Source organism: Streptomyces sp. NPDC006516 (genome assembly GCF_040611875.1).
Lineage (GTDB): Bacteria > Actinomycetota > Actinomycetes > Streptomycetales > Streptomycetaceae > Streptomyces.
Genome location: NZ_JBEXPD010000009.1, coordinates 247,787 through 259,106, shown reverse-complemented (window position 1 = coordinate 259,106; position 11,320 = coordinate 247,787). Strand labels below are relative to the sequence as shown.

The following is an 11,320-nucleotide window of genomic DNA, read 5'->3' as shown; positions in this document are numbered from 1 at the left end:
GGCGGATGCCAGACTCCCTGAGCATGAATGACGACGTGTGTTTGCGAGACGTCAGCCAGGCCGACCTGGAGGTGTTCCTCGCCCAGGAACACGACCCGGAAGCCGCGCGCCGGTCGAACTTCCCGCCCCGTGAACGCGAGGCCTTCATGAGGCACTGGACGACGAAGGTCCTGGGCGACCCCTCCAACCTCGTGCAAGCCGTCACCGTGGACGGGCAGCTGGCGGGCAACCTGGTGGCCTGGTGGCACGAGGAGCGGCGCTTCATCGGGTACTGGCTCGGCCGGGAGTACTGGGGCCGGGGCGTTGGCACTCAGGCGCTGGGCCTCTTCCTGGCCCGGGAGACCACCCGGCCCCTGTACGCCGATCCCTTCGCGGGCAACACCGGTTCGGTGCGGCTGCTGGAGAAGCACGGCTTCCGGCGCACCGGCACGGTCACGTACGGCGAACACGAGCACATCATGCTGGAGCTGCACTGAGAGGGCGTGTCGTCCCGTTGTTTCATCCCGGATCGACCGATTGGGGGCGGTTCAGGTTCCGCGCCAGCTCGGAGCGGATTCTGCGGTGAGTCTGCGGGTCATGAGGTTGATCATCGCGAGGTGGATCATGGCTTCGGAGCGGTGCGGGCGGGCTTCGTGGTCGCGGGCCAGGCGTGCTTCGGCCCTGCCAATTCCTGTTGCGCCGTGGGTGTCCCCTCCCTTCGAAGCGGCATAGAGGGGCCTGGGCCGAGTGGCCCATGGCGGTGCGCAGCCAGGCTCCCGGTGGGTCGCCCTTGTTCCTGACTGCCGCCCGGATTGTCAGAGTGACGGTGATCACGAGCACCCATCGGTGGAAGCTGCGTAGGCTTGTGCAGTCGTCGTGGTGGGGGCCAGGGGGCAAGGTCTCCTGCAGCTGCCTGGCGGGCTGTCAGGAAAGTGAGCAAGCGGTGAGCATGAGTCCTGCACAACCTGGGGAAAGCTGCCCGAACGCGCGACTGGTTGTAAGGTAGGGAAATAGCACTTGACCTGCAAAAACGCAGGCAGGGAGCCTTAATTCAGGAGCGTCTCGATGATGCGTACGATGTTCAAGTCCAAGATTCACCGCGCCACCGTGACCCAGGCCGACCTGCATTACGTGGGATCGGTCACCGTCGACGCCGATCTGATGGACGCCGCCGATCTGCTGCCGGGCGAGCTCGTGCACATCGTGGACATAGACAACGGCGCCCGCCTCGAGACGTACGTCATCGAAGGGGAGCGTGGCTCCGGCGTCATCGGGATCAACGGTGCTGCCGCCCACCTCGTCCACCCCGGTGACCTGGTCATTCTCATCAGCTACGCCCAGGTCGACGATGCCGAGGCGCGGGCGCTCGTGCCCAGTGTCGTCCACGTCGATGCCGGCAACCGCATCGTCGAGCTGGGGACCGACGCGTCCGCCCCCGTGCCGGGCACCCGCACCGAGCGCAGCCCCCACGCCGTTCCCGCGCGGAGCTGACCCGCTCACGCGGCCCCTGACCGAGGGAGCACCCGCCATGGCAGGAGCGAACACCGCAGTCGAGATCCGGGACGACCGGGAGCACGGCAAGCTGGTGGCCTACGAGGACGGAACCGTCACGGGCGTCATCGCGTACTTCGTGATGTACCCCGAGCCGGGGGCCCTCGTGGCCGTACACACCGTCGTCGAACCCGAGCACCGGGGCAAGGGCATGGCGGGCGCCCTCGCGCGTGAGTTCTATGCCATGGCGGCCCGCGAAGGCGTTCCCGTCGTGCCCCTCTGTCCGTACGTCGCCAGGTGGGCCCAGCGCCATGCCGACCAGGCGCCGGAGGTCCCGCAGGAGCTGGTGCGCGGGGCCGAGCGGCAGCTCGCGTCGCATCCTGAGCTGCTCTGAACCCGGGCGGGGCCGCAGTCGGCACAGTGTGTACGTATGGACTCGGCAGGCGCGGGCAGCCGCACGGGGAGACGGTGGAGATGAGATCGACTCGTCCTCGCCAGCCGTCGTTGGAGGCCCGTGATGACACACCCGTATCCCGACCCCGTGCCGCCCGCGCCGACGCCCCCGCCCGTGCCGGGGCCGCCGACGCCGGTGCCTTCCCCGCCGCCTGTTCCGCCGGGTCCCGTACCGCCGGGTCCGGCGCCGGATCCCATCCCGCAGCCGCCCAACCCGAATCCCGAGCCGGTTCCCGAGCCCGAGCCCTCGCCCTCGCCGACGGGATGAGCGGAGCGGTAGTCCGGCCGACGTGACCACCGGTCCAGGGGCGGACCCGTCCGGCCGACGGGTCCATCGGCCTAAGGGCGTGTATCGAGAGTGCGTGCGGCGGCCGGTGTGGCGTAGTACTCCTGTGGGGAGCATCAACGCCGGTCTGTTGTCACCTTGGAGTTGCCGATGGCCGTTCGCCGTGTCGTACCCAATCTCCGGTCGGAGGCTGCGCAGGAGAGCCGGGAGTTCTACGGCCTGCTCGGATTCGAGGAGGTCATGAACCATGGCTGGATCATGACGCTCGCGTCCCCGTCCAGCCCGACGGCGCAGATCAGCTTCATGGCCAGTGACAAGACCGCACCAGTCACTCCCGATATGAGCGTCGAAGTAGATGACGTGGATGCGGCCTACGCGGCCATGCGGGAGAGCGGCGCGGAGATCGTTCACCCCCTGCAGGACGAGGAGTGGGGGGTGCGCCGGTTCTTCGTCCGTGACCCCAACGGCCGGGTGGTCAACGTGCTGGGCCACCGCTGACGGGTCCTCCCGGCTACAGGAGAATGCGGGTCATGGCCATTCGTCGATGGCCGCGACGAGCACGGCCGCCACGTGGCGGACGGCGAGTTTCTCGTAGCGGGTGGTCACCGCCCGGTGTCTCTTGAGCCGGTCGATCCCGCACTCCACCGCGCGCCGCTCCCTGTAGTCGATCTTGTCGAACTTCGGTGGGCGGCCACGGCGGGAGCCCAGCTTCTCAGCTGCCGCCGGGCCCGCATCGGCGGCCGACCAGACTTCTTGCCCTCCGGCACCAGCGGCTCCAGCACCGCCCACTCCGCATCCGTCAGATCTCCACGTGCCACGAACCAAGATCATCGCACCCCGAGATCCACTTTCGATACACGCCCTACAAGGGGCGGACGGTCCCGCAGAGCTCGGTCAGCACGTCGACGTGGACCAGCCCGCTCTCCGCTGCCACCGAGTCCAGCGTCTGAGCGTCGCGCACAGGGGCGAAGCGCAGGCCGGCGCCGCCCGGGTCCCCCGCGAATCCGTACACGGCGGGCCGGGGCAGGCTGTTGTAGGCCCACGGGGTCGAGAAGTAGTACGCCCCCGTGTCGTACAGCGCCACGAAGTCGCCCTCACGTAGTTCGGGCAGTTCGCGGGCGTGGGCCACGATGTCCCCGGCGAAGCAGCAGGGCCCCGCGATGTCCTGGATGACCGGCCGCCCGCTCCGGGGGCGTCCCTCCGCGTCGAAGGCACCGACCCGGAGCGGCCAGGCCTCAGGCATGAGGACGGTACGGGTGGCGACCTGCGCGCCCGCGTGTGTGAGGGCGATCCGGCGTCCGCCGGCGTCCTTCGTGTACTCCACACGCGCGCCGATGAAGCCGTTCTTCGCCAGCAGCGACCTGCCGAACTCGGTGACCAGGTCGTACCGCCCGTCGAAGATCTTCGGAGCGGCCTCCCTGAGTGCGGTCACATAGTCGGCGAAGGCGGGCCGGGCCTCCTCGCCGGTGAAGTTCACGGGAAGCCCGCCGCCGATGTCGATACCCGTGACGCGCCGGTCACCCAGGGTCGCGTTGATCTCCTCGGCCAGTTCGTACGTCTCGGCGATGCCCGCGGCGATGAGTTCCAGCGAGCAGCCCTGGGACCCCACGTGGGCGTGCAGACGAGTCAGCCAGGGCCGCTCGGCGAAAGCCCGTATGACCTGTTCCCTGGCGCCGGGGTCCCTCAGGGCCACTCCGAACTTCGACGTGGTCGTCGCCGTGCTCATCGGGCCGATGGACCCGCCTCCCACCTGGGGGTTCACCCGCAGGCCGAGGACCGAGGCCGAGTCCGGCGAGCGCAGCCCCTCGATACGGCGGATCTCTGCGAAACTGTCCGCGTTCACCGCGACCCCCAGGGCCAGAGCGAGCCGCAGCTCGTCGCGTGTCTTGGCCGGTGAGTCCAGCACGATCCGTTCCGGGGCGAAGCCGGCCTCGACCGCGAGCCGCAGCTCGCCCGGGCTGGCCACCTCGCATCCCATGCCGCAGTCCGCGAGCAGCCGCAGCACCGGAATCAGGGAGGCAGCCTTCGCGGCGAAGGTGTGCAGAACCCGTACCCCCGGCTCGACCGCGAAGGCGTCCCTGAGCGCGTCGACGGACGCGCGCACCCCGTCCGCGTCCAGAAAGCCCGCCACCGGGCGCTGCTCGCCCAGCAGCCCCTGCGCGACGGCGAGGCGGAGCGCCTCGGCGAACCGGGTGGGGCGGAGCGCCTCGGTGTAGCCGGTGGTGCTCGGAGAGCCGGGGGAGCCCTCGGTGGCCGGCGGTGGGGTGCGGCGATTGTCGTCGATGGGAGCCTCGCAGGTCGGAGCCTTCAGGCGATGAGCGGGACCACGGCCTCCGGGGTCAGCATCCGGAAGGTGAAAGCCTGATGAAAGTACAGCCGGATACTGGTGGCGTCGTGGTCCAGATAGCCGATGGACAGGTCCTGCCCCAGGCAGAGCTCGAAGTCGCCGCCCCGGGTGGACAGCAGCACCCCGCCTGCGACGGCAGGTGCCCACAGGATGGGTTCGTCGAGCTGCCGGGCGAGATGGGTGGTCACGGGATAGCCGTGGTCGGAGGTCTCGGACGCCTCGGTGAAGGCATCGGCGCCGAGCAGCAGCCGGTACGGCCCGTCGACACCTGCGAGCCGCAGCCGGGTCAGCGCCTGGCCCACCGCGGCCGGATAGTCGCGCGCGTCCGCGGGCAGCGGCAGCGGGGAGTGCGAGGAACCGTCCCGCAGCCCGGTGATGCCCGCCGCGGCGTAACCGTCGATGACGGCCATGTCCTCGGCGAAGGCACAGGTGCGGGCGGCGTCCTTGACGGGCTGCCAGTCGCTGTCCTCGGAGCCGCGTTCCACGTCGTCGACCGCCGCCCTGGTCACGGTGAACGGCACCCGCCACTCGATGACGGGCGTCGCCGTACGGGCCCGGGCGATCACATCCGGGGTGGGCGGGTCGATGTCACGCAGATGGCCGTCCCCGATCGCCGCCAGCGTAGGTCCCTGCGGGTCGCGGACGTCCACCACCCGGCGGCCGGCGACGTGCCTGCTGAAGGTGCGTCTCGCCTCCTCCTCGATCTGGTCCCAGGCGGCGTCGGTGACGGGGGCGAGCTCACGGTGGAGGTTGTTCATCGCGGGGCGCTTTCTTGCAGGCTGCCGATACGCAGCGAACCGTCGCGCGCCACCGACGCGTCGACCGGGGGCCCGGCCGTCGCAGCCTGCGGCTCGGGGACGCCAGTCGTACCGGCGGGGGAGGGCGGCGGCGGGGGAGCGTCGAGGAAATCGGCGCGAGGGGCGTGGAAGAGGCTGCCGGTGACCGCGGTGGAGAAGTCGAGAATGCGGTCGTGGGTGCCGGGCGGGCTGCCCAGGAACATGTTGCGGAGCATCTGCTCGGTGATTCCCGGATCAGCCGCGTACCCGATGAAGTACGTACCGAACTCGCCTTGTTCGAAGCTGTAGAACGGCATGTTGGCGCGCAGGATGTCGCGTTCGGTGCCGTCGGCCTCGGTGACGGTGTTCAGTGCCACATGGGAGTCCGAGGGTTTGACGTCGTCGGCGAGTTCCATGTCGGTGAACTTCGTACGCCCGATGATCCGTTCCTGCTGCTCGGTGCTCAGCGCGTTCCAGCCCGCCAGGTCGTGCAGATACTTCTGCACCACGACGTAACTGCCGCCTTCGAACGCCGGGTCCTCCGGGCCGACGAGGACCGCGGTCCTGGCGTCATCGCCCACGGGGTTCTCCGTGCCGTCGACGAAACCGAGCAGATCCCGGTGGTCGAAGTAGCGGAAGCCGTGGACCTCGTCGACCACCTTCACCGCGTCACCGAGCCTGCCGAGCAACTGGGAGACCCACTCGAAGCACACGTCCATCCGCTCGGCCCGGACATGGAACAGCAGATCGCCAGGAGTGGCCGGGGCGTGATGCAGCGGCCCCCTCAGTTCCTGGAACGGGTGGAGATCCGCCGGCCTGGGGCCGGCGAACAGCCGGTCCCAGGCATCAGAGCCGAAGCCCGTCACACACGCGAGACCGGCGCTCGGCACCCGGAAACCGATCGAGCGGGCGAACGCCGCGAGATCGGGGAGCACCGCGCGCACGGCGGACTCACCGCCGGGCTCGATGGTGGCGACCAGAACCACTGCGGCGCTGGTCAGAGGTGTTACGACCGGCTGGACCGCGACGGGTTCCGGTACGGCGTCCGACATGCGCGCGCTCCGTGGTCGGTGGACAGGGCTTCCTGCCACTTATCCACACCAGGCACCCGGCCGCACCCTCTCCCGGTCCGGCCGGGCGACGCATCTCCCCGAGCCGCCCCGTCCTCGGCCCTGACCCGGAACGCCCACACAGCTGACGGCGGCCACCTGACGCCGCGCGGATGACGCACCCGGCACGCCGGATCGCCGGCACGGCACCCGGACCGATGCCCCAGTCGCACGTCTCGTCGCGCGCTACCCGGTCGCCGCTGTCCCACCCTGTCGTCCACGCTGGCCAAGCCCGCCGAGGCTGCTCCCGCTGCACGCGCCGCACCCATACGGGTGCCGGATCACGCACGCTGGGTCGCCGCAGGCGTTCACCTGGCGGCATGCTCCGGTGGTTGTGCGGACCTCAACCGCGTGCACCCGCGCGAGGTCCGACGGTCGGGCGCCGCGGAACCAGCTCGGACACACCACTCGTAGCCGGCCGGGTCAGAGCCGTCAGTGTCGCGTGGTCCGGGGACAGGGAGCAGGCAGGGTCGGTGCGGGTGGCGTCGCCGGTCAGGGCGAAGGCCTGGCACCGGCAGCCTCCGAAGTCCTGGTCGCGTCGTTCGCAGGTACGGCAGGGAGAGGGCATCCATTCGCTGCCTCGATAGAGGTTGAAGGCCTTGGACTCCTCCCAGATCCACCGCAGCGCATGGTCCTTGACGTTGACGGGGTCGAGCCCAGGCAAGGTGGCGGCCGCGGGGCAGGGCAGGACTGTGCCGTCAGGGGTCACGGTGAGCGAGACGGCTCCCCAGCCTCCCATGCAGGGTTTGGCCACTCCGTCGAAGTAGTCAGGAGCTACCCAGACGATCTCCAGCCTTCCGCCGAGCCGCTCACGCCATGTGCTGACGGCCTCCACCGCACGGGCGAGCTGGTCCCGCTCTGGCATCAGTGCCTCCCGGTTGAGGAGGCCCCATCCGTAGAACTGGGTGTTGGCCAGCTCGATCCGGTCCGCGCCCCAGCGCAGCGCCAGCTCCACGAGACCGTCGACGGCGTCCAGATTGTGCCGGTGCAGTACGGCGTTGACACCCAGGGGCAGCCCGGCCTCTCTGACGAGTGCTGCCGCGGACTCCTTGGCGGCGAAGGCGCGGCTGCCCGCTATGAGGTCGGAGGCAGCGGGGTCGGCGTGCTGGACCGACAGCTGGACGCTGCGCAGCCCCGCACTGGTCAAGGACTGGAGGCGCTCCTCGGTGAGCCCTGAACCGCTCGTGACCAACTGGGTGTAGATACCGGACTCTTCGGCACCGGCGACGATCGCTTCGAGGTCCTTGCGGAGCAGCGGTTCTCCACCGGACAGATGAGTCTGCAGAACGCCGAGTTCCGCAGCCTGGCGAAACACCCGCACCCAGTGGGCGGCGGTCATTTCCTGTGAGCGTCGTGTCAGTTCGAGTGGGTTGGAGCAGTAGCCGCAGTGCAGCGGGCAGGCGTGTGTCAGTTCTGCCAGCAGGGCCCAGGGAGGTGCGATCGTGGTCATCTGATCCAGCCTTCCTTGCGCATCCGTTCGATGAACGGACCCACTTCTGTATCGACGGGGGCCTGAGGAAAGCGTTCCGCGAGCTCTTCGATGATCCGCCTGAGCGTCCGGGTTCCGTCGCACAGCTCCACCACGTGACGGCCGCTGCCCTCCAGCACCACCACGCGTTCCGGCATGAGAAGGACGTCCTTGCCGCGAGTCCGGTCGTGCCGCAGGATCACACCGGATGCCGGCCGTGGACACCAGGTGGGGTCGGAAGCGGTCATTCAGGCACCTCCCGGTCTGCTGCCCTGCTCCACCCCGTCGAGCAGGGCCCAGAGGACATCGCATTTGAAGGCCAGCGCTGACAAGGCCCGGAGCTGGTCGTCGCGGGTCCGTGCCCAGTCGGTCACCCAGGTCAGTGCCTCGGCGCCGTCTCGGCGCCCCTGCGGAACCCGGCTGCGGAAGTAGGAGAGCCCCGACTCCTCGATCCACGGGTAATGGACGGGAAACGTCTCCAGACGGGTCATCATGATGCTCGGCGCGCACAGCTCGGTGAGCGAGGACGCGACAGCCTCCAGAGCCGGACTGAGCCGGCAGAAGTTCACATAGCCATCGACGGCGAACCGCACCCCGGGGAGCACGCTTCTGCCCGACTCCAGTTCGGCGCGGTCGAGGCCCACCGCCTCGCCGAGCCGCAGCCAGCGCTCGATGCCACCCTCGCCGTCAGCCAGACCGTCGTGGTCCTGGATCCGGCGCAGCCAGGAACGCCGCATGGCCGGCTCGGGCAGCTTCGCGAGGATGAGCGCGTCCTTCACGGGGATGCTGCGCTGATAGTGGAACCGGTTGGCGACCCAGGTGCGCAGTTCGTTCGGGCTGAGCTCGCCCCGGTGCATCCGCACGTTGAAGGGGTGGGTGTCGTGGTATCGGCTTCGCGCCAGCTTCCGTAGTTCGGCCTCGAACAGGGCCGGGGGCAGAGGACCGTCGTCCGGCGCCGCAGGGTGCACGGCTCTCGGGGTGGACCGTACCGGTGCTGTCGTCATAGCTCGATCACCATCCCGTCCTGCGCCACTTCGAGCCCTTGCCCGGCCAGGACGCCGTGCTGAGGGGCCGAGGGGTCGACCAGGGGGTTCGTGTTGTTGAAGTGGGTGTAGAGACAGCGGGCCGACAGCGCGGCCAGTTGTGCGGCCGTGCCGTGAGGGCCGGCGACGGGCAGATGCCCCATGCCGGTGGATGTCCGGGCGGAAATGCCCATGCGGCGGGGCTCCTCGTCGTCCCAGAAGGTTCCGTCGACGAAGACACAGTCGGCGTCGGCCGCTTCCTTGCCGAAGTCCTCACTCCATGCGGCGAGTGCCGGTGCGTACAGGGCCGTCGTCCCTTTGTGAGGGTCATGCAGCCGCGCCGCCACGACCCAGTCGCTGTTCTCCGGCGCGTCCGCGGCGTATCGGGGGCGCTTGGTGGACAGGTGGACCGCTGACACCTCGATGCCCGCGATCACTGCCGGGCTTCGGCCGGCCTGCGGCAGATCGTGCCAGGTGAGTGTGGTGTACGGGGTGAGGACGGTGTCCAGAGCGAGTCGCTCCCGGAGCGCCCGGCGGACCGAAGCGGTGGCGAGGATCTCCAGGTGCCGGGCTTCGCGCAACCTCAACAGGCCGATGGTGTGGTCGAGTTCCGCGTCGGTGAGCAGGACCCGGACGACCGGAGTGCGTTCCTCGCCCGGCCCGGGGCGCAGTCCGGGGTGTGCCTCCAGGTGTTCCGCGATGTCGGGACCGGCATTGACGAGGAACCAGGAATGCGGATCGCCGCCGAGGACGGCGAGGGAGTCGTGGCTACGGCGACGCTCGGGGTGGGCGCGTGCCCCGGAACATCCGGGGCACGCGCAGTTCCACTGGGGAACCCCTCCACCCGCAGCCGTGCCCAGCGTGAGCAGGCGCATGGAGCCTTCTTCTAGAGCGCGTTGAGGGAGTAGGCGGTGACCTCCATGGCCGTGTCGACGACCGTGAAGTCCGGCGTGACCCATTCGGCCGACGTAGCCGCGGGGGTCTCTGCCTGCTGCTGGGAGGTGGTGGATTCGAGCATGGTCGGTATCCCTTCGAAGAACGGAGCATGGGGCGAGGAGGGAGCGGCAGGGGTGCTTCCGGCGTGGCAGGTAGGGGGTCAGGCGTGTGGTGACACGGGCGGTGCGCCCTGCCCTGGCGGCGCGGACGGGGATCTGATAGACCGTAGGGCGGTCCTGTCGGTCCGCCAGGCGGATCGGTGCTTACGCTATTCCTGCGCCTCGGCCATGGCAAGAGGGCGGACGGGGCCGGTGGCACCCCCTCTTGCTGTGCGTTTCGGGCACGCCGGTGCCGCAGCGCGGCCAGGGTGATCGGGCAGATGGACGGCAGGACCAGGGCCGCAGGGAGGGGGGACTACTTGCAGAACGGCTTCATGCCAGCGGCCGACTGGATGCCTCCGATGACGAGCTTCTGGAACTCGGCCGCACCGGCGAAGGATCCGTCCGTGGTGAACTGCTTGGCGTCATGGCCCAGGGTGGTGACCCAGGAGCGCCCGCCGTCGTAGTACTGGCACCACGCGACCGCGTGCTCGTTGCCGTGGCCCGGGTGGCTGTAGTTGCCGGCCACGCCCTTGGTGAGCGTGCTCTCGTCGACCTCGGCCAGGACACGCACCTCGGTGGGGGCGGGCACCAGGTTGTACCACTCGTCGGTGAAGTCCCACCGGGCCGGCAGCTCCTTGGTGGAGTTGTCCTTGCGCTCCACCGTCTGCACGGTGCCCAGCTGCGAGGGGCCGTGATCGTAGAAGTTGGCATTGCCCAGCAGGCCCTCGTACCAGGGCCAGTTGTACTCGGTACCGAAGGCGTTGTGCAGCCCCACGAAGCCGCCGCCGCCTCGGATGTACTGGCGCAGAGAGGTCTGCGCGGCGTCGTCCAGAGCGTCTCGGCTGGTGGAGAAGAAGACCACCGCGTTGTACTTGAACAGGGTGTTCGGGGAGGCGAGCTGTGTGACGTCCTCGGTGTAGTCGACCTGGAAGCCGCCCCGTTCTCCCAGCTTGATCATGGACTTCTGGACCACGTTCGCGTCGGTGAGCGCGGGGTTCAGTCCCGTCGCCAGCGCGGGGCCGAGGTTGGCGTGACGGGGCCCAGCCGTGCGGGTGTAGAGCAGGACCCGGTAGCCCTCGGCCGCGTCGAAATTACCCCAGTCGTGATAGCAGTCCGGGTCCACCCCGCGGCACACCCCGTAGTCCGGGTCGCCCAGTTCCTTCGCCCCGGTGCCGATCCGGCCGTGTGCGACGCTGAGAGTCCCGGTCGCGACGAGTGTCGCGACCATGGCTACCGCCATTCCGAGCGTGGCGAGGACGGTGGTGCGGGTGCTCAGGGCTCTCGCCCGGAGCGTTCTTCCTGACATGGGAGTGCTTCCTTCCGTGATGGACGCATGCGAAACCGGCACGTCG

14 protein-coding genes and 1 pseudogene are annotated in these 11,320 nt (G+C 69.5%); 4 read left to right on the top strand and 11 right to left on the bottom strand.

Features of this window, described 5'->3' with window-relative positions; genetic code table 11:
• Positions 1 to 23 precede the first annotated feature (23 nt).
• Positions 24 to 476 (top strand): GNAT family N-acetyltransferase, encoded by a 453-nt coding sequence (locus ABZY45_RS24205; RefSeq protein ID WP_356742887.1) that lies wholly within the window; start codon positions 24 to 26, stop codon positions 474 to 476.
• A gap of 51 nt (positions 477 to 527) precedes the next feature.
• On the opposite strand, the pseudogene ABZY45_RS24200 reads toward ABZY45_RS24205, so the two are convergent.
• Positions 528 to 650, bottom strand: a pseudogene (locus ABZY45_RS24200) (IS5/IS1182 family transposase); the annotation flags it as partial.
• A gap of 394 nt (positions 651 to 1,044) precedes the next feature.
• Between ABZY45_RS24200 and panD the strand changes: the two are divergent.
• From panD to ABZY45_RS24185, 3 genes are all read left to right on the top strand, one after another.
• Positions 1,045 to 1,470 (top strand): aspartate 1-decarboxylase, encoded by a 426-nt coding sequence (gene panD, locus ABZY45_RS24195; RefSeq protein ID WP_356742886.1) that lies wholly within the window; start codon positions 1,045 to 1,047, stop codon positions 1,468 to 1,470.
• A 37-nt stretch (positions 1,471 to 1,507) separates the two neighbouring features.
• Positions 1,508 to 1,864: a GNAT family N-acetyltransferase gene (locus ABZY45_RS24190; RefSeq protein ID WP_356742884.1), complete on the top strand. Its 357-nt coding sequence runs from the start codon at positions 1,508 to 1,510 to the stop codon at positions 1,862 to 1,864.
• 495 nt (positions 1,865 to 2,359) lie between these two features.
• On the top strand, positions 2,360 to 2,707 hold the full coding sequence (locus ABZY45_RS24185; RefSeq protein WP_356742883.1) for a VOC family protein: 348 nt from the start codon (positions 2,360 to 2,362) through the stop codon (positions 2,705 to 2,707).
• A 30-nt stretch (positions 2,708 to 2,737) separates the two neighbouring features.
• Here ABZY45_RS24185 and ABZY45_RS24180 read toward each other — a convergent pair whose 3' ends face one another.
• The 10 genes from ABZY45_RS24180 to ABZY45_RS24135 form a co-directional block, all read right to left on the bottom strand.
• Positions 2,738 to 2,998 carry a hypothetical protein gene (locus tag ABZY45_RS24180; protein ID WP_356742882.1) on the bottom strand — a complete coding sequence of 87 codons (261 nt, stop codon included), beginning with the start codon at positions 2,996 to 2,998 and terminating at the stop codon, positions 2,738 to 2,740.
• A 73-nt stretch (positions 2,999 to 3,071) separates the two neighbouring features.
• Positions 3,072 to 4,520, bottom strand: coding sequence for a diaminopimelate decarboxylase (locus ABZY45_RS24175; protein ID WP_356742961.1), 1,449 nt, complete (start codon positions 4,518 to 4,520; stop codon positions 3,072 to 3,074).
• Positions 4,517 to 5,314: a family 1 encapsulin nanocompartment shell protein gene (locus tag ABZY45_RS24170; protein WP_356742881.1), complete on the bottom strand. Its 798-nt coding sequence runs from the start codon at positions 5,312 to 5,314 to the stop codon at positions 4,517 to 4,519. Before ABZY45_RS24170 ends, ABZY45_RS24175 begins: the two co-directional genes overlap by 4 nt.
• A complete protein-coding gene (locus ABZY45_RS24165) occupies positions 5,311 to 6,384 on the bottom strand; it encodes a Dyp-type peroxidase (RefSeq protein ID WP_356742879.1) in 1,074 nt (357 codons plus the stop codon). Before ABZY45_RS24165 ends, ABZY45_RS24170 begins: the two co-directional genes overlap by 4 nt.
• Before the next feature lie 400 nt (positions 6,385 to 6,784).
• Positions 6,785 to 7,891 (bottom strand): pyrroloquinoline quinone biosynthesis protein PqqE, encoded by a 1,107-nt coding sequence (gene pqqE, locus ABZY45_RS24160; RefSeq protein ID WP_356742878.1) that lies wholly within the window; start codon positions 7,889 to 7,891, stop codon positions 6,785 to 6,787.
• Positions 7,888 to 8,157: a pyrroloquinoline quinone biosynthesis peptide chaperone PqqD gene (gene pqqD, locus ABZY45_RS24155; RefSeq protein WP_356742876.1), complete on the bottom strand. Its 270-nt coding sequence runs from the start codon at positions 8,155 to 8,157 to the stop codon at positions 7,888 to 7,890. The genes pqqE and pqqD overlap by 4 nt, the downstream gene beginning before the upstream one ends.
• Complete coding sequence (gene pqqC, locus ABZY45_RS24150; RefSeq protein WP_356742874.1) at positions 8,158 to 8,913, bottom strand: pyrroloquinoline-quinone synthase PqqC; 756 nt, start codon at positions 8,911 to 8,913, stop codon at positions 8,158 to 8,160.
• Positions 8,910 to 9,806, bottom strand: a complete 897-nt coding sequence (locus tag ABZY45_RS24145) for an MBL fold metallo-hydrolase (protein ID WP_356742872.1) — start codon at positions 9,804 to 9,806, stop codon at positions 8,910 to 8,912. The genes pqqC and ABZY45_RS24145 overlap by 4 nt, the downstream gene beginning before the upstream one ends.
• Positions 9,807 to 9,817: 11 nt before the next feature.
• Positions 9,818 to 9,949 (bottom strand): pyrroloquinoline quinone precursor peptide PqqA, encoded by a 132-nt coding sequence (gene pqqA, locus ABZY45_RS24140; RefSeq protein ID WP_356742870.1) that lies wholly within the window; start codon positions 9,947 to 9,949, stop codon positions 9,818 to 9,820.
• A 332-nt stretch (positions 9,950 to 10,281) separates the two neighbouring features.
• Complete coding sequence (locus tag ABZY45_RS24135; protein WP_356742868.1) at positions 10,282 to 11,274, bottom strand: ThuA domain-containing protein; 993 nt, start codon at positions 11,272 to 11,274, stop codon at positions 10,282 to 10,284.
• Between the last annotated feature and the right edge of the window lie 46 nt (positions 11,275 to 11,320).

Bases quoted from the DNA above. Each gene is read 5' to 3' on its own strand.
- ABZY45_RS24165 (WP_356742879.1), bottom strand. From the start codon at position 6,384: ATGTCGGACGCCGTACCGGAACCCGTCGCGGTCCAGCCGGTCGTAACA.
- ABZY45_RS24190 (WP_356742884.1), top strand. From the start codon at position 1,508: ATGGCAGGAGCGAACACCGCAGTCGAGATCCGGGACGACCGGGAGCAC.
- ABZY45_RS24170 (WP_356742881.1), bottom strand. From the start codon at position 5,314: ATGAACAACCTCCACCGTGAGCTCGCCCCCGTCACCGACGCCGCCTGG.
- ABZY45_RS24145 (WP_356742872.1), bottom strand. From the start codon at position 9,806: ATGCGCCTGCTCACGCTGGGCACGGCTGCGGGTGGAGGGGTTCCCCAG.
- pqqC (WP_356742874.1), bottom strand. From the start codon at position 8,913: ATGACGACAGCACCGGTACGGTCCACCCCGAGAGCCGTGCACCCTGCG.
- ABZY45_RS24205 (WP_356742887.1), top strand. From the start codon at position 24: ATGAATGACGACGTGTGTTTGCGAGACGTCAGCCAGGCCGACCTGGAG.
- ABZY45_RS24185 (WP_356742883.1), top strand. From the start codon at position 2,360: ATGGCCGTTCGCCGTGTCGTACCCAATCTCCGGTCGGAGGCTGCGCAG.
- pqqE (WP_356742878.1), bottom strand. From the start codon at position 7,891: ATGACCACGATCGCACCTCCCTGGGCCCTGCTGGCAGAACTGACACAC.
- pqqA (WP_356742870.1), bottom strand. From the start codon at position 9,949: ATGCTCGAATCCACCACCTCCCAGCAGCAGGCAGAGACCCCCGCGGCT.
- panD (WP_356742886.1), top strand. From the start codon at position 1,045: ATGATGCGTACGATGTTCAAGTCCAAGATTCACCGCGCCACCGTGACC.
- pqqD (WP_356742876.1), bottom strand. From the start codon at position 8,157: ATGACCGCTTCCGACCCCACCTGGTGTCCACGGCCGGCATCCGGTGTG.
- ABZY45_RS24135 (WP_356742868.1), bottom strand. From the start codon at position 11,274: ATGTCAGGAAGAACGCTCCGGGCGAGAGCCCTGAGCACCCGCACCACC.